We start from the raw sequence: 19,755 nt of genomic DNA, 5'->3' as shown, positions 1-19,755 counted from the left end.
GTCCCCGCACAAGGGCGCGGCCAGTCGGCCGGACGGCCGCTCCGGTTCAACGCCGGGGAGGAAAGTCCGGGCTCCATGGAAGAACGGCGCCGGATAACGTCCGGCGGGGGCGACCCCAGGGAAAGTGCCACAGAGAGCAGACCGCCACGGATGTTCGCATCCGCGGTAAGGGTGAAAGGGTGCGGTAAGAGCGCACCGCGCTGCCGGTAACGGGAGCGGCATGGCAAACCCCGCCGGGAGCAAAACCGAATAGGAGCGACATGTCCCGCGTTCGCGCGGAGGCGGGCCTTCTTCCAGGTCGTCGCTCGGGTTGGTTGCTAGAGGCGTCCAGCAATGGGCGTCCCAGAGGAATGGCCGTCACGTGCAAGGGCTTGGTTCCGCCGGGCTTTTGCGCCATACAGAACCCGGCTTACAGGCCGACTGGCGCTTGACCCGCGTGGCCCGCGTGGGAGGGGGAACGATCAAGAATGCGCGTGCTTGTCACCGGCGCGGCCGGCTTCATCGGCTTCCACGTCGCGACGGCGCTCGCGGCTCTCGGTCACGAGATCACGGGCCTCGACAATCTCACGCCCTACTATCCGGTGCGCCTGAAGCACGAGCGTCTTGCTGCGCTGCCGAAGAACGTGCGCTTCGTCGAGCAGGACGTGGCCGACGCGGCGGGGCTCGCGAACCTTTTCCGTGAAGTCCGGCCGGAAGCGGTGGTCCATCTCGCGGCGCAGGCGGGCGTCCGCTACTCCATCGACAATCCGCTCGCCTACATCCACTCGAACGACCTCGGCCATGTCTCCATGCTCGAGGCCGTCCGCCGGCAGGCGCCCGAGGCGCATCTCGTCTACGCCTCGTCGAGCTCGATCTACGGCGCGCGGAACAAGGCCCCGTTCCACGAGGACGATCGCGCCGACACGCCGTCCTCGCTCTACGCCGCGACCAAGCGCGCCAACGAGCTCGCCTCCTCGGCCTACGCCCACCTTTACGGCCTGCGCCAGATCGGCCTTCGCTTCTTCACGGTCTACGGGATCTGGGGACGGCCCGACATGGCCTACTGGTCGTTCTCCGACGCCATCCTGAACGGTCGCGAGATTGCGCTGTTCGACAAGGGGCGGGGCCTGCGCGACTTCACCCACGTGGACGACGTCGTGCGCAGCATCGTCGCCATGGTGGAACGGCCGGTGTTCGCCGCCGGCGCGCCGACCCATCGCATCTACAACATCGGCAACTCCTCGCCGGTGCCCGTCACCGACCTTGTCGACATCATCGAGCGCGCCGCCGGCGTGAAGGCGAAGATCCGGCTCGTCGCGGAGCAGCCCGGCGACGTGCCGCTGACCTCCGCCGACACTTCCCGGGTGATGGCGGACTACGGCTTCGCGCCCTCCACTCCGCTCGAGGACGGCGTCAGCCGCTTCGTCGCATGGTTCCGCGACCGACCGGACCTGCACGGCCTGACGCCTCAGACGACCATCGTCTGAGGTTTGAAACACGCCGTTTGATCGCGTGATCAGCCTCCGGGCAACGGCTTCTTAACCCTAAGGAAGGCCTACTGGCTTCGTCGCGCTTCGGTCGCGGCGCGGCCCTTGTCAGGTATTGCGTCCTGGGCCGCGGCGGCCGGCGGCGACCCTTAACGGTTCGTTGACGCCCATAAGGCCCCATGATATCCCAAATCATCCCGTCGACGCGGCAGGTGGAAGGCTCCGGGGGAGCCCTTTCGCCCATGACGTCTGCGGCCGTTCCGGCCGCGGACTCGGGTCGCGTCGTCCGCGTCTTCGCGGGCCCGTTCGTGGGGAGCGGGCGGCGGATCGCCGGATCCGGCGTGGGGGCCCATGGACCGCTTCGTGTCCAATTTCACCAACAGGCTGGATGCGAAGGGGCGCGTGTCGATCCCGGCTCCGTTCCGCGCCGTGCTTGCGCGCGACGGCTTCGAAGGGCTCTACGTGCATCCCTCGCTCGACCTGCAGGCTTTGGACGCCGGCGGCAATGCGCTGCTCTCGGACATCGACCGTCTGCTGGAGACGCTCTCGCCCTATTCGGACGAGCGGGACGGGCTGGCGACGGCGCTGCTCGGGGTGAGCGAGGTGCTGAAGGTCGATTCGGAGGGCCGCGTCGTGCTGACGGAGAGCCTCAAGGCCTATGCGGGCGTCACCGATCAGGTGACCTTCGTAGGGCAGGGACGGAAGCTGCAGATCTGGGAGCCGGAGCGGTTCCGGGCTCATCTCGATCAGGCCCGCGCCACGGTGCGCGAGCTGAAGCGGCGGCTGGAGCAGACCTCCTTGCGCGAGGCGGCGTCGTGATGGCGCGGCGCGATCGGCGTTCCGAACGGGGCGTCGACGAGGACGGCCGGCCGCACAACCCCGTCATGCTCACCGAGGTTCTGGAGGCGCTCGCGCCCGCCGACGGCGAAATCTATTTCGACGGCACGTTCGGAGCCGGCGGGTACACCCGCGCCATCCTCGAGGCGGCCGACTGTCGCGTGATCGCGACCGACCGCGACCCGACCGCGATCGCCGCCGGCTACGACATGGTCGCAGCCTTCAAGGGCCGGCTGACGCTGGTCGAGGATCGGTTCTCCAACCTTGCGCATGTCCTCGATCAGCTCGGAATTCCGGAGGTCGACGGCGTCGTGCTCGACGTCGGCGTCTCCTCCATGCAGCTCGACCAGGCCCCGCGGGGGTTCTCGTTCCGGAAGGACGGGCCGCTCGACATGCGCATGGGCGGGGAAGGGCCGAGCGCGGCCGACCTCGTCGCCGATCTCGGCGAGAAGGAGCTTGCCGCGATCCTGAGAACGCTTGGCGAGGAGCGTCGCGCGGGCGCGATCTCGCGCGCCATCTGCGCCGCGCGGGAGGCTGAGCCCATCGTCACCACGCTGCGCCTCGCCGACATCGTCGAGAGCGTGCTCGGCAAGTCCTATGACGGCGTCCACGCCGCGACCCGCACTTTCCAGGCGTTGCGCATCGCCGTGAACGACGAGCTTGGCGAGCTCGGACGCGCGCTGTTCGCCGCCGAGAGCCGCCTGAAGCCCTCGGGGCGGCTCGTCGTGGTGTCGTTCCACTCGCTCGAGGACCGGATCGTGAAGACGTTCCTCGCCGACCGCACCCGCACGCTGCCAGGCGGCTCCCGTCATATGCCGGCCGCCGCGGTGCCGCCCGCGACCTTCACGGCCCTGTCTCGCGGCGTCGTCAAGCCCGGCGCGGACGAGACGAGCTCCAACCCCCGCGCGCGCTCCGCCCGGCTGCGCGCCGCCGCGCGCACCGAAGCGCCAGCTCGCGGCGGCGACGCCTTCGCCTTCGGCGTGCCGCGGCTGCCGGTCGGCGGCCACGAGGGAGGCGCGTCATGAAGATCGCCCGCGTCCTGAACGTCATCGCCATCGCCGCCCTCGTCGGGGCCGCGGTCACGGTCTACCGCATCAAGTACGACGCCACGCTTCATTCCGAGAACGTCGCCAAGCTGAAACGCCAGATCGCCGCGGAAAACGACGCCATCGCCGTGCTCAAGGCCGAATGGGCGTTCCTCGCGCGGCCGGATCGCGTGCAGGCGTTCTCCCAGCGCCACCTCGAGCTCAAGCCCCTGCAGAGGGCGCAGACCATCAAGCTCGCCGCCCTGCCGGCGCGCCCGGCGCCGGTCGACGAGATCGGCAACAAGCTGGAGGCGCTCGGCCTGATCGGCGCGGACGCGAGCATCGCGGTCGAGACCCCGGCCGCGGCGGCGGCCAAGAAGGCGGCCCCGCCGGCGCCCGCGAAGAAGGCGACGATCGCGGTCAAGCCGGCTTCCCAGCTCAAGGCCCCGGCCAATCGTCCGCAGCCGAAGCCGCTGTCGACGCCGAGGCCCGGCCAGCCGCTGAACATCACCGATTTCCTGCGTCAGAATCCGGGGCTGATCCAATGACCCGAGACCAGATTCAGAACGGCGCCGCTGCGGGCGCTTCGGCCGCGCTCCGCGGGCTCGGGCGTTTCGGTCGAGGGTCCGGACGAGCCGGCCTCGCCGGCGCGCGTCTCGGCGCTTCCGGCGCGAAGAAGCTGTTCTTCCTGCTGGTCGGCAAGGGGGAAGGGCTCGGCCTCACCGGCGGCCGGCTGCGCATCGCCATGATGGCGTTCGGGTGCCTTTATCTCGCGATCGTCGGTCGGCTCGTGCATTACGCCGTCGCGCCCGAGGTCGGGGCGGTCGCGCGGGTCAGCGCTGCGGTCTCCGCCAACGCCCGGCCGGACATCGTCGACCGCAACGGCCAGGTGCTGGCGACCGACATCAAGGTGTCGTCGCTCTACGCCGAGCCGAAGAACATCATCGACGTCGACGAGGCGGTCGAGCTGCTCAGCGGCGCTCTGAAAGACCTGAACCGCGACGACCTGCGCGCCAAGCTCTCGACCCGGAAGGGCTTCGTCTGGCTGAAGCGCGAGATCTCGCCGGCCGAGCAGGTCGCCGTGTTCCGCCTCGGCATCCCCGGCGTCGGCTTCCTGCAGGAGAACAAGCGCATCTACCCGAACGGCGACGTGGTCGCCCATGTGCTCGGCTTCGCGGACGTCGACAACAAGGGCATCGCCGGCATCGAGAAGTACCTCGACACGTCGGGCAAGACCGCGGAAGCGGCCGCGGCCGCGGGAGCGGGCGGACGCCTGGAGCCGATCTCCCTGTCGCTCGATCTGCGCGTGCAGCACGCGGTGCGCGACGAGCTCAAGGCCGGCATGGAGAAGTTCAAGGCGATCGCCGCCTCCGCCGCGATCGCCGACGTCGAGACCGGCGAGATCATCAGCCTGGTGTCGCTGCCGGACTACGATCCGAACCGCCCGACGGACGCGCTCAAGCCGGACCGCATCAACCGCGTCAACGTCGGCGTGTTCGAGATGGGCTCGACCATGAAGGCGCTGACCATCGCGATGGGTCTCGACTCCGGCAAGTTCAACCTCCAGAGCCGGATGGACGCCCGGAACGCGCTCGCCTATGGCCGCTTCCGGATCCACGACTTCCATCCGCAGCGGCGCATCCTGAACGTGCCCGAGACCTTCATCTACTCCTCGAACATCGCGACCGCCCGCATCGCGCTCGGCATGGGCGTCGACGCCCACAAGGCGTTCCTCGCCAAGATGGGCCAGCTCAACCGTCTGCAGACGGAACTGCCGGAGAGCTCGCGCCCGATCCTGCCGCCGCGCTGGGGCGAGCTGAACACCATCACCATCTCCTTCGGCCACGGCCTCGCGATCGCGCCGATCCAGTCGGTGATGGCGGTGAGCGCGCTCGTGAACGGGGGCCTTCTGATCAAGCCGACGCTGATGAGGCGGACCGCGGAGGAGGCCCGCTCCAAGGCGGTGCGGGTGATCAAGCCGTCGACCAGCGTCGCCATGCGCTACCTCATGCGCCTCAACGCCGAGCGCGGTTCGGCCAAGAAGGCGGACGTTCCGGGCTATCGCGTCGGCGGCAAGACCGGCACGGCCGAAAAGGTCATCGGCGGCCGCTACTCCAAGACGAAGAACCTCACGGCTTTCACCGCCGTGTTCCCCATGGACGCCCCGAAGTACATGATGCTCGTGGTGCTCGACGAACCGAAGGCGCTGCCCGAGACGCACGGCTTCGCGACCTCCGGCTGGAACGTGGTGCCGATCGGCGGCAAGATGGTCGAGCGGGTCGCTCCGCTGCTCGGCGTCGAGCCGGTCTACGACGCGCCGCCGGCCAATGATCTGCTCGCCTCCACCGGCATGGCCGTGGGCGGCGTGCAATGACCGAGCCGCGCGCGCTCGGCGACCTGCTCCCGGCGCTCGGACTTGAGGCCGACCTCGCCGCCACGCCGATCCTCGGCGTAAGCGCGGACAGCCGGGCGGTGAAGCCGGGCTTCCTGTTCGCGGCCCTCGCCGGCGCGAAGACCGATGGAAAGCGGTTCGTGGGCGCGGCGGTCGCCAACGGCGCGGCCGCGGTGCTGGCCGACGCCGACGCGGGCGTCGAGGCCGACGTTCCCGTCATCCCCGTCACCGACGCGCGCGCGACGCTCGCCCGCGTCGCCGCCCGGTTCCATCCGCGCCAGCCCGAGATCGTCGCCGCCGTCACCGGAACCAGCGGCAAGAGCTCGGTCGTCACCTTCCTCCGCCAGATCTGGGCCGCCGCAGGCCATCAGGCCGCGAGCCTCGGCACGCTGGGCGTCACCAAGCCCTCCGGCGCGACCTACGGTTCGCTCACGACCCCCGATCCGGTCGCGCTGCACGCGACCTTGGATGCGCTCACGGGGGAGGGCGTGACCCATCTCGCGATGGAGGCGTCGTCGCATGGCCTCGACCAAAAAAGGCTTGACGGCGTTAACCTTAACGCCGCCGGTTTCACCAATCTCTCACGTGACCACATGGATTATCATCCGACGGTCGCGCATTACCGCGACGCCAAGCTGCGGCTGTTCAGCGAGCTGCTTCCGACCGGCGGGGCGGCTGTGGTCTGCGTCGACGGCGCCGATTCTGCGTGGTTCTGCGAGGCCGCAAAGGCGAGGGGCGTGCGCCTCATCACCGTCGGTTTCGGCGGCGAGACCCTGAAGCTTGCATCCGTGGCGCGCGACGGCATGGCGCAGATTCTCGACATCGAACACGAGGGCGGCCGGCGCACGATCCGGCTTCCGCTCGCGGGCGACTTCCAGGCGGCGAACGCCCTTACCGCGGCGGGGCTTGCGATCGGCACGGGCGTCCCGACGGAGGTCGCGCTCGACGCGCTCGAGACGCTCGAGGGCGTGCCGGGCCGTGTCGACTTCGTCGGCGAGCGCAACGGCGGCGCGGTGTTCGTCGACTACGCCCATAAGCCCGACGCGCTGGCTTCAGTCCTCGCGGCGCTGCGGCCGTTCGCCAAAGGGCGGTTGATCGTCGTGTTCGGCGCGGGCGGCGACCGTGACGCCGGCAAACGCCCGCTGATGGGCGAGGCGGCGGCGGCCGGCGCCGACGTGGTCATCGTCACTGACGACAATCCGCGATCCGAAGACCCTGCCGCCATCCGCGCGGCCATCCTCGCCGCGGCCCCCGGAGCGCGCGAGATCGGCGACCGCGGGCTCGCTATCCGCACTGCGGTATCCGGGTTACAGCCCGGCGACGTTCTGCTCGTCGCCGGCAAAGGTCACGAAACGGGCCAGATCGTGGGAGATCGGACGCTTCCGTTCTCGGATCACGAGGTGGTGCGGGACGCTCTTCAATCGGGGGAGACCGCCGCGTGACCACGGCGAACATGTCAGCGGAGCCGCTCTGGAGCTCGCCCGAGCTCGCCCTGGCGACCGCCGGCCGCGTCGTCGGCCGCGCCGAACGGCCGGTGACCGGCGTATCGATCGACAGTCGCACGGTGGCGCAGGGCGACGCGTTCTTCGCCATCAAGGGCGACGTCCATGACGGCCACAGATTCGTGGCCGATGCGCTCTCGCGGGGCGCGGCGATCGCGGTGATCGACAAGGCGCACGCGGCCGAACTCGCTGAGGTCGGGCCGCTGCTCGTGGTCGACGATGTGCTCGACGCGCTGGTCGCGACTGGAGTAGCGGCGCGCGCCCGTTCGCGCGCCAAGATTGTCGCCGTGACGGGCTCCGTCGGCAAGACCAGCACCAAGGAGGCGCTGCGCCTCGTGCTCGGCGCGGACGGGCCGACCCACGCGTCCGCCGCCTCCTACAACAACCATTGGGGCGTGCCGCTGACGCTGTCGCGGCTGCCGAAATCCGCCGCCTACGGCGTGTTCGAGATCGGGATGAACCATCCGGGCGAGATCCGCCCGCTGACGAAGATGGTCCGGCCGCATGTGGCGATCGTGACCAATGTGGAGCCCGTGCATCTCGCGGCCTTCGACAGCGTCGAGGGCATCGCCGACGCCAAGGCTGAGATCTTCGAGGGGCTCGTGCGCGGCGGTCATGCGGTGGTGAACCGCGACAATCCGCATTACGAGCGGCTGAAAGCGGCCGCGACCGCCGCCGGCGCCGCCGTCTGGAGCTTTGGGGAGCACGTCTCCTCGGACGCGCGGCTCGACCGCGTCGCGCTGAAGCCGGACGAGGCCTGCGTCGCCGCCACCGTGCTGGGCGACGCGGTGACGTTCAAGATCGGCGCGCCGGGACGCCACCTCGTCCAAAACGCGCTCGCCGTGCTGCTGGCGACCAAGCTCGCCGGCGCGGACCTTGCGCTTGCGGCGCTGGCGCTTGCGAAGTTCACGGCTCCCGCCGGAAGGGGCAAGCGCTATGAGCTCGCCGCGGCCGGCGGAGCGGTGACGCTGATCGACGAGAGCTACAACGCCAACCCGGCTTCGATGCGCGCGGCGCTCGCGCTGCTCGGCCAGACGCCGGTGGGCGCCTCCGGACGGCGCATCGCCGTGCTTGGCGACATGCTCGAGCTCGGCGCGACCTCGGCGGAGCTTCACGCGAAGCTCGCGGAGACGATCGCGGCGGCCAAGATCGATCTGGTCTTCACGTCCGGTCCGCTGATGCGCGCCCTGCACGACGCGCTGCCCGAGCGGCGCCGCGGCGGCTGGGCGGAAAGCGCGGCCGAAATCGAGGCGAAGCTGGTCGACCGCATCCGCGGCGGCGACGCCGTCATGCTCAAGGGCTCAAACGGCTCGAAACTCGGTCCGGTCGCGACGGCGCTGCGCGCCCGGTTCGCGCCGGCCTCCGATGACACCATTACGGCGGGAACCGTCTGATGCTCACCTTTCTCGCCGAGTTCTCCTGGGCGTTTCCGGGCCTGAACCTGTTCCGTTACATCACCTTCCGCACCGGCGGCGCGGTCATGACCGGCGCGCTGTTCGTGTTCCTGTTCGGGCCTTGGATCATCTCGCAGCTCAGGCTGAAGCAGGGCAAGGGGCAGCCGATCCGTACGGACGGACCGGCGACGCATCTCACGAAGCGCGGCACACCCACCATGGGCGGACTGATGATCCTGTCGGGCCTCGTCGCCACCGTGCTGATCTGGGGCAACCTCTCCAACCCATACGTCTGGATCGTGCTGCTGGTGACGATCGGCTTCGGCGCGATCGGCTTTTACGACGACTACCTCAAGGTCACGAAGCAGACTCACGCCGGTTACTCCGGCAAGGCGCGGCTCGCGATGGAGGCCGTGATCGCGGGCGTCGCCGTGTTCGCGATCATGCATGTGGGGCAGCCCGGCTTCTCGAGCTCGCTCGCCTTTCCGTTCTTCAAGAACCTGCTGCTCGATCTGGGCTTCTTCTTCGTCGCTTTCGGCGTAGTGGTGATCGTGGGCGCCGGCAACGCGGTGAACCTCACCGACGGCCTCGACGGGCTCGCGATCGTGCCGGTGATGATCGCGGCGGCGAGCTTTGGCGTGATCTCATACCTCGCCGGCAACGCCGTGTTCGCCGACTACCTGCAGATCCACTTCGTCACCGGCACCGGCGAACTCGCCGTGGTCTGCGGCGCGGTGATCGGGGCAGGCCTCGGCTTCCTCTGGTTCAACGCCCCTCCGGCGCAGATCTTCATGGGCGACACCGGTTCGCTCGCCATGGGCGGCATGCTGGGGACGATCGCCGTCGCGACCAAACACGAGATCGTCCTCGCCATCATCGGCGGCCTGTTCGTGCTGGAAGCGGTGTCGGTGATCGTGCAGGTCGCCTCGTTCAAGCTCACCGGCAAGCGCGTGTTCCGGATGGCGCCGATCCATCATCATTTCGAGCAGCTCGGCTGGTCGGAGCCTCAGGTCGTTGTCCGCTTCTGGATCATCGCCGTGGTGCTGGCCCTCGTCGGCCTCGCCACGCTGAAGCTGCGGTGAGCGCGATGACGGGCCCGATGTCGGTTCGCGCGCCGGAAGGCGTCGCGCGCTGCGGCTCTCCGGCGGACGGCGGCAGGTCCGCTGCGGCGAAGACGGCGACTGCGTCCTTCGGCCAGCCCTCGTCCAGCCGGGGCAGCGGGCCGGCGCCGGAAACCGCCATCGAAGCGGCTTCGGGCGGGCAGGGGTTTATGCTCTGGATCTCCCGCGCGCGGCGGGGGCTCGCCTCGTGACGCCCGCGACCGCATTCGCCGGCAGGCGCGTCGCCGTCTTCGGCCTCGGCGGGTCCGGGCTGTCGACGGTGCGCAGCCTCGTCGCCGGCGGAGCCGCCGTGCTCGCCTTCGACGATTCCATGGACGCCGTCGCGAAGGCGGAGGCCGAAGGCCTGCCGACCGGCGACCTGCGCGCCGCGGATTTCGGGACTTTCGACAGCCTCGTGCTCGCGCCCGGCGTGCCGCTGACGCACCCGGCGCCGCACTGGTCCGTCCAACGCGCGCAGGCTGCGGGCGTCGAGATCATCGGCGACGTCGAGATATTCTGCCGCGAGCGTCGCGCGATCGCTCCGGACGCGCCGTTCGTCGCGATCACCGGCACCAACGGCAAGTCGACGACCACCGCGCTGATCGCGCATGTGCTGCGCTCGGCCGGCTGGGACGTCCAGATGGGCGGCAACATCGGCGTCGCCGTGCTCGACCTCGCGCCGCCCGCCGCTAACCGCGTGCATGTCGTCGAGTGCTCATCTTACCAGATCGACCTTGCGCCGACGCTCGATCCCACCGTCGGCGTCATGCTGAACCTGTCTGAGGACCATCTCGAGCGGCATGGCGCGATGGAGAACTACGCTGCGATCAAGGAGAGGCTGGTCGCGCGCTCCGGGACCGCCGTGATCGGTCGCGACGACGCGTTCGCGCGCGCCATGGCCGAACGCATCGGCGGCGAAGGCGGCCGCGTCGTCGCGATCTCCGAGACCGACCCGCTGGATCTGTCGCGGGCCCGCGCTTTGCGCGGAGCGCACAACGTCCAGAACGCCTCCGCGGCGCTGGCGGCCGCGCGTGCTCTCGGGGTGCCCGACGAGGCGACCTTTGACGGCTTCGCGAGCTTTCCGGGCCTCGCTCACCGCATGGAGGAGGTGCCGGGCCCGGGCCGGACGACCTTCATCAACGATTCAAAGGCGACCAACGCCGACAGCGCCGAGAAGGCGCTGGCCTCGTTCGACAGGGTGTTCTGGATCCTCGGCGGCAAGCCGAAGACCGGCGGCGTCGAGGCGCTCGTGCCGCTGTTCGGGAAAGTCACGAAGGCCTACCTGATCGGAGAGGCGTCGGCGGCGTTCGCGAAGACGCTCGCGGCCCATGGCGTGCCGCACGCCGAGCTCGGAACGATCGAGCGCGCGACCGAGGCGGCGGCGGCGGACGCCGAAGCCTCCGGCGAGGCAGAGCCCGTGGTGCTGTTCTCGCCGGCCTGCGCCTCGTTCGACCAGTTCCGCAATTTCGAACAGCGCGGCGAGGCGTTCCGCAGGGCTGTGCAGGCTCTCGACCCCCGATGAGGGCGCGGGCGCGGTCCGGCGTTGGTCGGATTTCGTTAACGCTAATCGTTTCATGCTGCCGCATCGCGCGCGCCCCCGCGGGCGACGCGTTGCGTCGGATTGGAGTTGCCGGATGATCTCCCGCGCGGAACGGACCGTTTTCGGCGAATGGTGGTGGACCGTCGACCGCGCGCTGCTCGCGGCGGTGGGCGCGCTGATGGTGCTCGGCGTCGTGCTGTCGCTCGCGGCGTCCCCGCCGGTGGCGGAGCGCATCGGCCTCGACGACATGTTCCACTTCGTCAACCGGCAGGTGATGTTCCTCGTGCCGGCGCTGGTCATCATGATCGGCATTTCGTTCCTGAGCCCCAACCAGGCCCGGCGGCTCGCCTGGATCGCCTTTCTCGGCGGGCTGATGGCTCTGGCCGCCACTCTCTTCATCGGCATGGAGATCAAGGGCTCGAGGCGGTGGCTGCAGATCGGCTCGTTCGGCGTGCAGCCGTCGGAGTTCGTGAAGCCGGCCTTCATCGTGATCGCGGCGTGGCTGTTCGCCGAGGGCGCGGAGCGCCGCGACATGCCGGGGCACATCCTCGCGACGCTGCTGCTCGGCGCGGTCGTCGGCCTGCTGGTGCTGCAGCCCGATCTCGGCCAGACCGTGCTCGTCACCGCGGTCTGGGGCGCGCTGTTCTTCCTCGCGGGCCTGCCGTGGATCTGGGTCGTCGGCCTCGGCGGCGCCGGCGTGTTCGGCCTGCTGACCGCCTACCAGCTCCTTCCCCACGTGGCGCGCCGCATCGACCGCTTCATGAATCCGGAGACCGGCGACACCTTCCAGATCGACCGCGCGACCGACGCCTTCATGCAGGCCGGATGGTTCGGCAAGGGGCCGGGCGAGGGCACGGTCAAGCGCATCATCCCGGACGGGCACACCGACTTCATCTTCGCGGTGACGGCCGAGGAGTTCGGCATCGTGTTCTGCGTCGCGATCGTCTCGCTCTACGCCTTCATCGTGCTGCGCGGACTCTGGCACGCGCGTCGGGAGCAGGATGGCTTCGTGCGGCTCGCGATCGCCGGGTTAACGATGCTGTTCGGCCTGCAATCGGCGATCAATATGGCGGTTAATCTTCACATGATGCCGGCGAAAGGCATGACGCTGCCGTTCATCTCCTACGGCGGCTCGTCGATGCTCGCGCTCGCGCTCGGCATGGGCATGCTGCTCGCGCTCACCCGGCGCCGGCCGCGCACCGACACGCTGGCGAACGAGATCGCGCGCCACGTCCGCCACCACGGCCGGCATCCGGCCGGCGCCCGGGCATGAGCGAGCGGCCGATCCTGCTCGCGGCCGGCGGCACCGGCGGCCACCTGTTCCCCGCGGAGGCGCTGGCGACCGAACTCGCCCGCCGCGGCGTGGCCGTCGAGCTGATCACGGACGAGCGCGCGCTCGCCTACGCCAAGCACTTTCCGGCCCGGGCGCTGCACGCGACGCCGGCCGACACCATCCGCGGCTCTGGGGTCGCGGCCTATGCGAAGCTCGGGCTGACGCTCGCCCGCGGCGTCGCCCGCAGCGCCGGGATCCTCCGGCGGGTGCGGCCGGCGGCGGTGGTCGGCTTCGGCGGCTACCCGACCTTCCCACCGCTCGCCGCGGCGAAGCTCGTCGGCGCTCCGGTCGTCCTGCACGAGCAGAACGCGGTCATGGGCCGCGCCAACCGCATGCTGGCGAAGTTCGCCACCGCGATCGCGACCGGCTTTCCGACCGTCTCCGGCCTGCCGGAGGGCGCCCGGCCGGTCCATGTGGGCAATCCGGTCCGGCCGCAGGTGCTCGCGGCGAGCCGCGTCGCCTACCAGGCGCCCGTCGGCGAACAGCCGGTGCGCCTGCTGATCTTCGGCGGCAGCCAGGGCGCCCGCGTCATGTCCGAGGTCGCGCCGCTCGCCATCGCGCGGCTGCCCGTCGAGCTGCGCTCGCGCATCCGCGTGACCCAGCAGGCCCGCCCGGAGGACATCGAGAACGTGCGCCGCGCCTACGCCGAGGCCGGCGTCGAGGCCGCGCTCGCGACCTTCTTCGACGACATGCCGGCGCGCATGGCGCTCGCCCATTTCGTTATCGCCCGCGCCGGCGCCTCAACGGTCGCTGAGCTTTCGGTGATCGGGCGCCCGTCGATCCTCGTTCCGCTGCCGCACGCGCTCGACAACGACCAGCTCGCCAACGCCAACGCGCTCGCCATGGCGGGCGGCGCGGTCGTGACCGCCCAGAGCCGCTTCACGCCGGACGCGCTGGCCGACGAACTCAGCGTGCGGCTCAACGACCCGGATGCGCTCGCCGCCTCCGCGGCCGCCGCACGGCAGGTCGGCAAACCGGATGCAGCCGCGCGCCTCGCCGATGTGGTATTGGCCACCGCCCGTCTGGGGTCCGCCGCCCCGGCGGTCTCCGCATCCCCCGCATCCTGAACCACCGGCTCCGCGCATCCCATGAAGCTTCCCCGCGACATCGGCCCCGTCCACTTCGTCGGCATCGGCGGCATCGGCATGTCCGGCATCGCGGAGGTGCTGGCGAACCATGGCTACAAGGTCCAGGGTTCGGACGCCGCCGAAAGCGCGAACGTCAAGCGGCTGCGTGAGAAGGGCATCGAGGTCGTCATCGGCCACGCGGCCGAGAACCTCGGCGAGGCCGAGGTCGTGGTGGTGTCCTCCGCCATCAAGCGCGGCAATCCGGAGCTCGCCGCCGCCCGCGAGAAGCGGCTGCCGGTGGTGCGGCGCGCCGAGATGCTGGCCGAGCTGATGCGGCTGAAGACCTGCGTCGCCGTCGCCGGAACCCACGGCAAGACCACGACCACCTCGCTTGTCGCGACCCTGCTCGACGCCGGCGCGATGGACCCGACCGTGATCAACGGCGGCATCATCAACGCCTACGGCACCAACGCCCGCATGGGCGACGGCGACTGGATGGTGGTCGAGGCCGACGAGAGCGACGGCACCTTTCTCAAGCTGCCCGCCGACGTCGCGGTCGTCACCAACATCGACCCCGAGCATCTCGATCATTTCGGCACCTTCGACGCCATCAAGGCGGCGTTCCGCACCTTCGTGGAGAACGTGCCGTTCTATGGTTTCGCGGTCATGTGCCTCGACCATCCGACCGTGCAGGAGATGGTCGGCACGATCGAGGACCGCCGGGTCGTGACCTATGGCGAGAACCCGCAGGCGGACGTGCGGCTGCTCGACGTCGACCTCCGCGGCGGCGTCGCGAAGTTCCGCATCGTGATCCGCGACCGCAAGTCGGGCGCCGAGACCAACATCGACGACCTGACGCTGCCCATGGCCGGGCGCCACAACGCGCTGAACGCCACCGCCGCCATCGCCGTCGCCCATGAGCTCGGCGTCTCGGCGGAGCAGATCCGCACCGGGCTCGCGCGCTTCGGCGGCGTGAAGCGGCGCTTCACCCGCACCGGCGAGTGGAACGGCGTCTCGATCTTCGACGACTACGGCCATCATCCTGTGGAAATCTCGGCCGTGCTGAAGGCCGCGCGCGCCTCCACCGACGGACGGGTGATTGCGGTGGTGCAGCCGCACCGCTATTCGCGACTCCATGCGCTGTTCGACGGCTTCTCGAGCTGCTTCAACGACGCCGACACGGTGATCGTCGCCGACGTCTACGCCGCGGGCGAGCAGCCGATCGAGGGCGCGGACCGCGACGGGCTGGTCGCGGGCTTGCGCGCGCGGGGGCACAGGCATGTGACGCCGCTCGAAGGGCCGCAGGCCCTCGCCGGAGTCGTCGCGAGCATCGCGCGGCCGGGCGATTACGTCGTTCTGCTCGGCGCCGGCACGAGCACCTATTGGGCCGCCGCCCTGCCGGACGAACTGGCGGCTCTAACAAGAGGAGAGGGCGCATAATGCCCCAGATGGGAAGAACGCAGTTTGGAGAGGGGCGGCGCTCCCGCACCAGGACGCAACAGATGGCCGGATGGATCGCGGACGCGGCGATCGAGCCGGCCGTGATCGGGCCGGTTCCCGACGTCGCCGACGTCGAGGCTTCCGACGACCAAGCGCCGCGCCGGGTCGAGGCGCCGCTGTCGCTCAGGGCTCGCCGCCGGTGAGCGAACTCGCCGCGAAGCTCCGGGCGGCGATGCCCGAACTCCGCGGCAGGCTGGTCGCCGACCAGCGCCTGGCCGATCTCGCCTGGTTCCGCGTCGGCGGGCCGGCCGAGGCGCTGTTCACGCCCGAGGACGAGGACGATCTCGCCTACTTCCTCCAGCGCGCGCCGGAGGACGTTCCGGTGACGCCGATCGGCCTCGGCTCGAACCTTCTCGTCCGCGACGGCGGGCTGCCCGGCGTCACCGTGCGGCTCGGACGCGCCTTCGCCGGAATAGCGCCGGCGGGGGCTGCAAGGCTGAAGGCTGGCGCCGCCGCGGCCGACAAGCGCGTGGCGATCGCAGCGCATGAGGCCGGGATCGGCGGCTTCGCCTTCTACGCCGGCATTCCCGGCGCGATCGGCGGCGCGCTGCGCATGAACGCCGGCGCCAACGGGACCGAGACCTCCGACCGCGTCGTCGAGGTCTACGGCGTCGACCGCTCCGGCCGGCGGCGCACGCTCTCGAAGGCCGAGATGGGCTACTCCTACCGCCATTCGGCGGCGCCGGCCGACGTGATCTTCACCGGGGCGCTGTTCGAGGGCGCGCCGGCCGAGCGCGACGCCATCCGGGCCGAGATGGACGAGGTGCTGCGGCACCGCGAGTCGACGCAGCCGGTCAAGTCGCGCACCGGCGGCTCGACCTTCAAGAATCCGCCCGGCCATGCCGCCTGGAAGCTGATCGACCAGGCCGGGATGAGAGGGTTTTCCGTCGGCGGGGCGCAGGTTTCGGAGATGCACTGCAACTTCCTGCTCAACACCGGCGGCGCCGTCGCCGCCGACATCGAGACGCTGGGCGAGGAGATTCGCCGGCGGGTGCGGGAGACCTCAGGCGTCGAACTCGAGTGGGAGATCAAGCGGATCGGCGTAGCGGCCTAAGGGAAGCCGCGCTTGTCCCTGCCGCAGGGCCCCGATCGTAAAGCGCCTCGTCGTCCTCCGGCCTGACCGGAGGACCCATCGCCGACGTAGCGCTCGACGCCTGAGATGGATGGTCCGGTCAAGCCGGACCATGACGCGCCTTAGTCTGACGCCGCTTGCGGGGTGAAGCGTGATGCGCTCGCCCAGAGAAATGTTCGGGAAACACACATGTCCAAGCACGTCGCCGTCCTGATGGGCGGCTGGTCCTCGGAGCGGCAGGTCTCGCTCTGGTCGGGAGCCGCCTGCGCCAAGGCCTTGGAAGGCGAGGGTTTTCGCGTCACGCCGATCGACGTCGGCCGCGACCTCGCGGACGTGCTCGCGAAGACCCGGCCGGACGTGTGCTTCAACGCGCTCCACGGCCGCTTCGGAGAGGACGGCACGGTGCAGGGCCTGCTGGAGATCATGGGAATCCCCTACACGCACTCCGGCGTGCTGGCCTCCTCGCTCGCCATGCACAAGGAACGCGCGAAGACGGTGATGGCCGCGGCGGGCGTCGCCGTGCCCCGCGGCAAAGTGGTCACGCGGGCGGAAGCGGCCGCGGCGCATGTCCTGACGCCGCCTTACGTCCTCAAGCCTGTCGACGGCGGATCGTCGGTCGGCGTGCTGATCGTTAACGAAGACCACGCCCATCCGCCGCAGGAGCTGACGCGCGGCGACTGGGCCCATGGCGATCTGCTGCTTGCGGAAAATTTCGTTGCAGGGAAAGAGCTTACCTGCGCCGTCCTCAACGGCGAGGCGCTCGACGTGATCGAAATCGTGCCCGGAGAGGGCTGGTACGACTTCGACGCCAAGTACGCGAAGGGCGGTTCGCAACACGTCCTGCCCGCAAAAATTTCATCCTTTGTTTACCAAGAGGTCCGAAAACTGGCTGTCGCGGCGCACCACGCGCTCGGGTGCCGCGGAGTCAGCAGGGCCGATTTCCGTTTCGACGACCGCGAGGGCGGAACGGGAGAGCTCGTCTGCCTCGAAGTGAACACGCAGCCCGGCATGACGGAGACGTCGCTCGTGCCGGAACTCGCCGCTTATGCCGGCATGGGGTTTGGTGAGCTCGTTCGATGGCTAGTGGAGGACGCCTCCTTAGATCGCTAGAACGCCCCGCGCCGCCCGCCGGCGGGCGCGGTCCGGCGCCGCGCCGGACCACGGTGTTCAAGACCGGGCCGAACATGCGCAAGGTCGGCGAGAACGCGCGCCAGCCGCGCCCCGACCTCGACGACGTCCATGAAGTGATCGGCGCGAGCCGCTGGTCCTCCTTCCGTTTCCGCTTCGAGCGCATCGTCCGCCGCCGCCGGGTCGGCGTGGCGCTTTCGGCGCTGCTCTACGCCGCGACCGGCCTCGCCGGCATGATCGAGGGCGGGCACTGGCCGGCCGTCCGCCACGAGATCGAGAATCTTCACATCACGGTGGCGAACGCCGTCGGCTTCCGCGTCGTCGCGGTTGCGACCGAGGGCCAGAACGCGCTGACCGACGACGAGGTGCTGCTGGCGCTCGGCGTCAAGGACGACACGGCGCTGCCGTTCCTCGACGTGAAGGCCGCCCGCGAGCGCCTGATGGCGAATCCGCTGGTCGCCGACGCGACCGTCCGCAAGCTCTATCCCGACCGCGTCACCGTGCATCTGGTGGAGCGGAAGCCGTTCGCGCTCTGGCAGCACGACGGCAAGGTGCAGATCCTCGCGGCCGACGGCACCCCGATCGACGAGTTCCGCGACTCGCGCTTCGCTCATCTGCCGCTGGTCGTCGGCCCCTCCGCCAACCTGAAGGCGGGCGCGCTGCTCGAGGCGCTCGCCGCCGCGCCGCTGATCCGCGAGCAGACCTACGCCGCGGTGCTCGTGGCCGAGCGGCGCTGGAACCTGCGCCTGCGCTCCGGCGTCGAGGTCAAGCTTCCGGAGCTCGGCTTCGCCGCGGCGCTGACGCGGCTCGAGGAGGTCCAGACGCGCGACGACCTGTTCGGCAAGGGCGTCACCGCCATCGATCTGCGCGATCCGAAGCGCCTCGTGGTCCGGCTGACCCCGGAGGCCGCGGAGACGCTCGCCGAGGCCGAGAAGGCCGCGGAGAAGGCCAGGAAGAAGGCAGGCGGGGCATGAGTCAGGCGTTCCCCTACGGCGTCGTTCCCAAGATGCGGCCGCTGCCGTCGCGGCGGGCCGTCGTGGTGTCGGTGCTCGACGTCGGAACCTCGAAGGTCGCCTGCCTGGTCGCCCGGCTGAAGCCGGTCGAGCCCGGCGACGCGCTGCCCGACCGTTCCCACCTCGTCGAGCTCATCGGCGTCGGCCACCAGCGCTCGCGCGGCGTGAAGAACGGCCAGATCGTCGACATGGACGCTGCCGAGCAGTCGATCCGGCTCGCGGTCGACGCCGCCGAGCGCATGGCCGGCGTCCAGATCGAGAGCGTCATCGTGTCGGTCTCCGCCGGCCGGCTGTCGAGCGAGACCTTCCACGCCGAGGTCGGCATCGCCGGCCATCCGGTCGAGGACCGCGACATCCGCCGCGTGCTGCAGGCGGGCTGCGTCCACACCGTGCGGCCGAACCGCACCGTGGTGCACTCGATCCCGACCGGCTTCGGCCTCGACGCCACCCGCGGCGTGCGCGATCCGCGCGGCATGGTCGGCCAGCATCTCGGCGTCGACATGCACATCGTCACCGCCGAGGGCGCGCCCCTGCGCAACCTGATGCTCTGCGTCGAGCGCTGCCACCTGCACGTCGAGACCATGGTCGCCGCCCCTTACGCGGCCGGCCTCGCGGCGCTCGTCGACGACGAGAGCGAGATGGGCGTCACGCTGGTCGACATGGGCGGCGGCACCACCTCGGTCGCGGTGTTCCAGGGCGGCGGCTTCGTGCATTCCGACGCGGTCGCGCTCGGCGGGCGCCACGTCACCCTCGACCTCGCGCGCGGGCTTTCCACCAGCCTCGACGAGGCCGAGCGGCTGAAGACGCTGCACGCCAGCGTGTTCCCCTCGATCGCCGACGAGCGCGAGCAGCTCGCGGTCACGCCGGTGGGCGAGAGCGAGCTTGAGGCCGCGAGCTACGTGCCGAAGTCGATGATCGTGAAGATCGTCAAGCCGCGGGTCGAGGAGATCCTCGAGCTGCTGCGCGACCGGCTGAAGGCCTCGGGCCACGCCTCCGAGGCGCGCCGGGTCGTGCTCACCGGCGGCGCCTGCCAGCTCACCGGCGTGCCGGACCTCGCGCGCCGCATTCTCGACCGGCCCGTCCGCATCGGCCGCCCGCTGGGCGCCCGCGGGCTGCCCGAGGCGGCCAAGGGGCCGGCGTTCGCGGCGCCGGTAGGACTTCTGGTTTTCCCGCAGGTCGCGGGACTGGAGCACGTCGACCCGAAGCGGATGCGCCGCGGCGGGCAGACGCAGAAGGACACCTACATCCACCGGGTCGGCCGGTGGCTGAAGGAGAGCTTCTGATGGGCGGCGCGGCGGCCGCCGATCGGAAAGGGGCCTTGCGCGCCCCCCGAACGCCGAAACTGCGATTGGCAAATGTGCCGGGACGGCGCGACAACCTAAGAGG

General features: G+C 70.3%; 17 protein-coding genes and 1 other RNA gene. All 18 read left to right on the top strand.

Features of this window, described 5'->3' with window-relative positions; genetic code table 11:
• Window positions 1–20 precede the first annotated feature (20 nt).
• The 18 genes from rnpB (at window position 21) to ftsA (ending at window position 19,652) form a co-directional block, all read left to right on the top strand.
• Window positions 21–428: RNase P RNA component class A (gene rnpB, locus ACFSCV_RS03940), an RNA gene on the top strand.
• A gap of 39 nt (window positions 429–467) precedes the next feature.
• Complete coding sequence (locus ACFSCV_RS03935; RefSeq protein ID WP_378797204.1) at window positions 468–1,466, top strand: NAD-dependent epimerase/dehydratase family protein; 999 nt, start codon at window positions 468–470, stop codon at window positions 1,464–1,466.
• Window positions 1,467–1,817: 351 nt separating this feature from the next.
• Window positions 1,818–2,285: a division/cell wall cluster transcriptional repressor MraZ gene (locus ACFSCV_RS03930; protein WP_378797203.1), complete on the top strand. Its 468-nt coding sequence runs from the start codon at window positions 1,818–1,820 to the stop codon at window positions 2,283–2,285.
• The gene (gene rsmH / locus ACFSCV_RS03925) at window positions 2,285–3,328 is read left to right on the top strand and encodes a 16S rRNA (cytosine(1402)-N(4))-methyltransferase RsmH (RefSeq protein ID WP_378797202.1); all 1,044 of its coding nucleotides are present in this window, start codon (window positions 2,285–2,287) and stop codon (window positions 3,326–3,328) included. Before ACFSCV_RS03930 ends, rsmH begins: the two co-directional genes overlap by 1 nt.
• Window positions 3,325–3,876, top strand: a complete 552-nt coding sequence (ftsL, locus tag ACFSCV_RS03920; RefSeq protein WP_378797201.1) for a cell division protein FtsL — start codon at window positions 3,325–3,327, stop codon at window positions 3,874–3,876. The genes rsmH and ftsL overlap by 4 nt, the downstream gene beginning before the upstream one ends.
• The gene (locus ACFSCV_RS03915) at window positions 3,873–5,702 is read left to right on the top strand and encodes a peptidoglycan D,D-transpeptidase FtsI family protein (RefSeq protein ID WP_378797199.1); all 1,830 of its coding nucleotides are present in this window, start codon (window positions 3,873–3,875) and stop codon (window positions 5,700–5,702) included. Before ftsL ends, ACFSCV_RS03915 begins: the two co-directional genes overlap by 4 nt.
• Entirely contained in the window at window positions 5,699–7,162 is a 1,464-nt protein-coding gene (locus ACFSCV_RS03910) for a UDP-N-acetylmuramoyl-L-alanyl-D-glutamate--2,6-diaminopimelate ligase (protein WP_378797197.1), read from the top strand. The genes ACFSCV_RS03915 and ACFSCV_RS03910 overlap by 4 nt, the downstream gene beginning before the upstream one ends.
• 11 nt (window positions 7,163–7,173) lie before the next feature.
• Window positions 7,174–8,616 (top strand): UDP-N-acetylmuramoylalanyl-D-glutamyl-2,6-diaminopimelate--D-alanyl-D-alanine ligase, encoded by a 1,443-nt coding sequence (locus tag ACFSCV_RS03905; RefSeq protein ID WP_378797471.1) that lies wholly within the window; start codon window positions 7,174–7,176, stop codon window positions 8,614–8,616.
• Window positions 8,616–9,698 (top strand): phospho-N-acetylmuramoyl-pentapeptide-transferase, encoded by a 1,083-nt coding sequence (gene mraY, locus ACFSCV_RS03900; RefSeq protein WP_378797195.1) that lies wholly within the window; start codon window positions 8,616–8,618, stop codon window positions 9,696–9,698. Before ACFSCV_RS03905 ends, mraY begins: the two co-directional genes overlap by 1 nt.
• A 226-nt stretch (window positions 9,699–9,924) precedes the next feature.
• On the top strand, window positions 9,925–11,238 hold the full coding sequence (gene murD, locus ACFSCV_RS03895) for a UDP-N-acetylmuramoyl-L-alanine--D-glutamate ligase (RefSeq protein ID WP_378797193.1): 1,314 nt from the start codon (window positions 9,925–9,927) through the stop codon (window positions 11,236–11,238).
• Window positions 11,239–11,350: 112 nt separating this feature from the next.
• Window positions 11,351–12,529, top strand: coding sequence for a putative lipid II flippase FtsW (gene ftsW, locus ACFSCV_RS03890; protein WP_378797191.1), 1,179 nt, complete (start codon window positions 11,351–11,353; stop codon window positions 12,527–12,529).
• Window positions 12,526–13,656: an undecaprenyldiphospho-muramoylpentapeptide beta-N-acetylglucosaminyltransferase gene (gene murG, locus ACFSCV_RS03885; protein ID WP_378797189.1), complete on the top strand. Its 1,131-nt coding sequence runs from the start codon at window positions 12,526–12,528 to the stop codon at window positions 13,654–13,656. Before ftsW ends, murG begins: the two co-directional genes overlap by 4 nt.
• Before the next feature lie 21 nt (window positions 13,657–13,677).
• Window positions 13,678–15,096, top strand: a complete 1,419-nt coding sequence (gene murC / locus ACFSCV_RS03880; RefSeq protein WP_378797187.1) for a UDP-N-acetylmuramate--L-alanine ligase — start codon at window positions 13,678–13,680, stop codon at window positions 15,094–15,096.
• 62 nt (window positions 15,097–15,158) lie between these two features.
• Window positions 15,159–15,299, top strand: coding sequence for a hypothetical protein (locus tag ACFSCV_RS03875; RefSeq protein WP_378797185.1), 141 nt, complete (start codon window positions 15,159–15,161; stop codon window positions 15,297–15,299).
• On the top strand, window positions 15,296–16,210 hold the full coding sequence (gene murB, locus ACFSCV_RS03870; protein WP_378797183.1) for a UDP-N-acetylmuramate dehydrogenase: 915 nt from the start codon (window positions 15,296–15,298) through the stop codon (window positions 16,208–16,210). The genes ACFSCV_RS03875 and murB overlap by 4 nt, the downstream gene beginning before the upstream one ends.
• Before the next feature lie 207 nt (window positions 16,211–16,417).
• Window positions 16,418–17,338 carry a D-alanine--D-alanine ligase gene (locus ACFSCV_RS03865; RefSeq protein ID WP_378797469.1) on the top strand — a complete coding sequence of 307 codons (921 nt, stop codon included), beginning with the start codon at window positions 16,418–16,420 and terminating at the stop codon, window positions 17,336–17,338.
• A 53-nt stretch (window positions 17,339–17,391) separates the two neighbouring features.
• Window positions 17,392–18,330, top strand: coding sequence for a cell division protein FtsQ/DivIB (locus ACFSCV_RS03860; RefSeq protein ID WP_378797181.1), 939 nt, complete (start codon window positions 17,392–17,394; stop codon window positions 18,328–18,330).
• A complete protein-coding gene (gene ftsA, locus ACFSCV_RS03855) occupies window positions 18,327–19,652 on the top strand; it encodes a cell division protein FtsA (protein ID WP_378797179.1) in 1,326 nt (441 codons plus the stop codon). Before ACFSCV_RS03860 ends, ftsA begins: the two co-directional genes overlap by 4 nt.
• The last annotated feature ends 103 nt before the right edge of the window (window positions 19,653–19,755 follow it).

It is taken from the genome of Methylopila henanensis (assembly GCF_042681025.1).
In the GTDB taxonomy this organism is placed as follows: domain Bacteria; phylum Pseudomonadota; class Alphaproteobacteria; order Rhizobiales; family Methylopilaceae; genus Methylopila; species Methylopila henanensis.
This window is presented reverse-complemented; position numbering and strand designations above follow the sequence as displayed.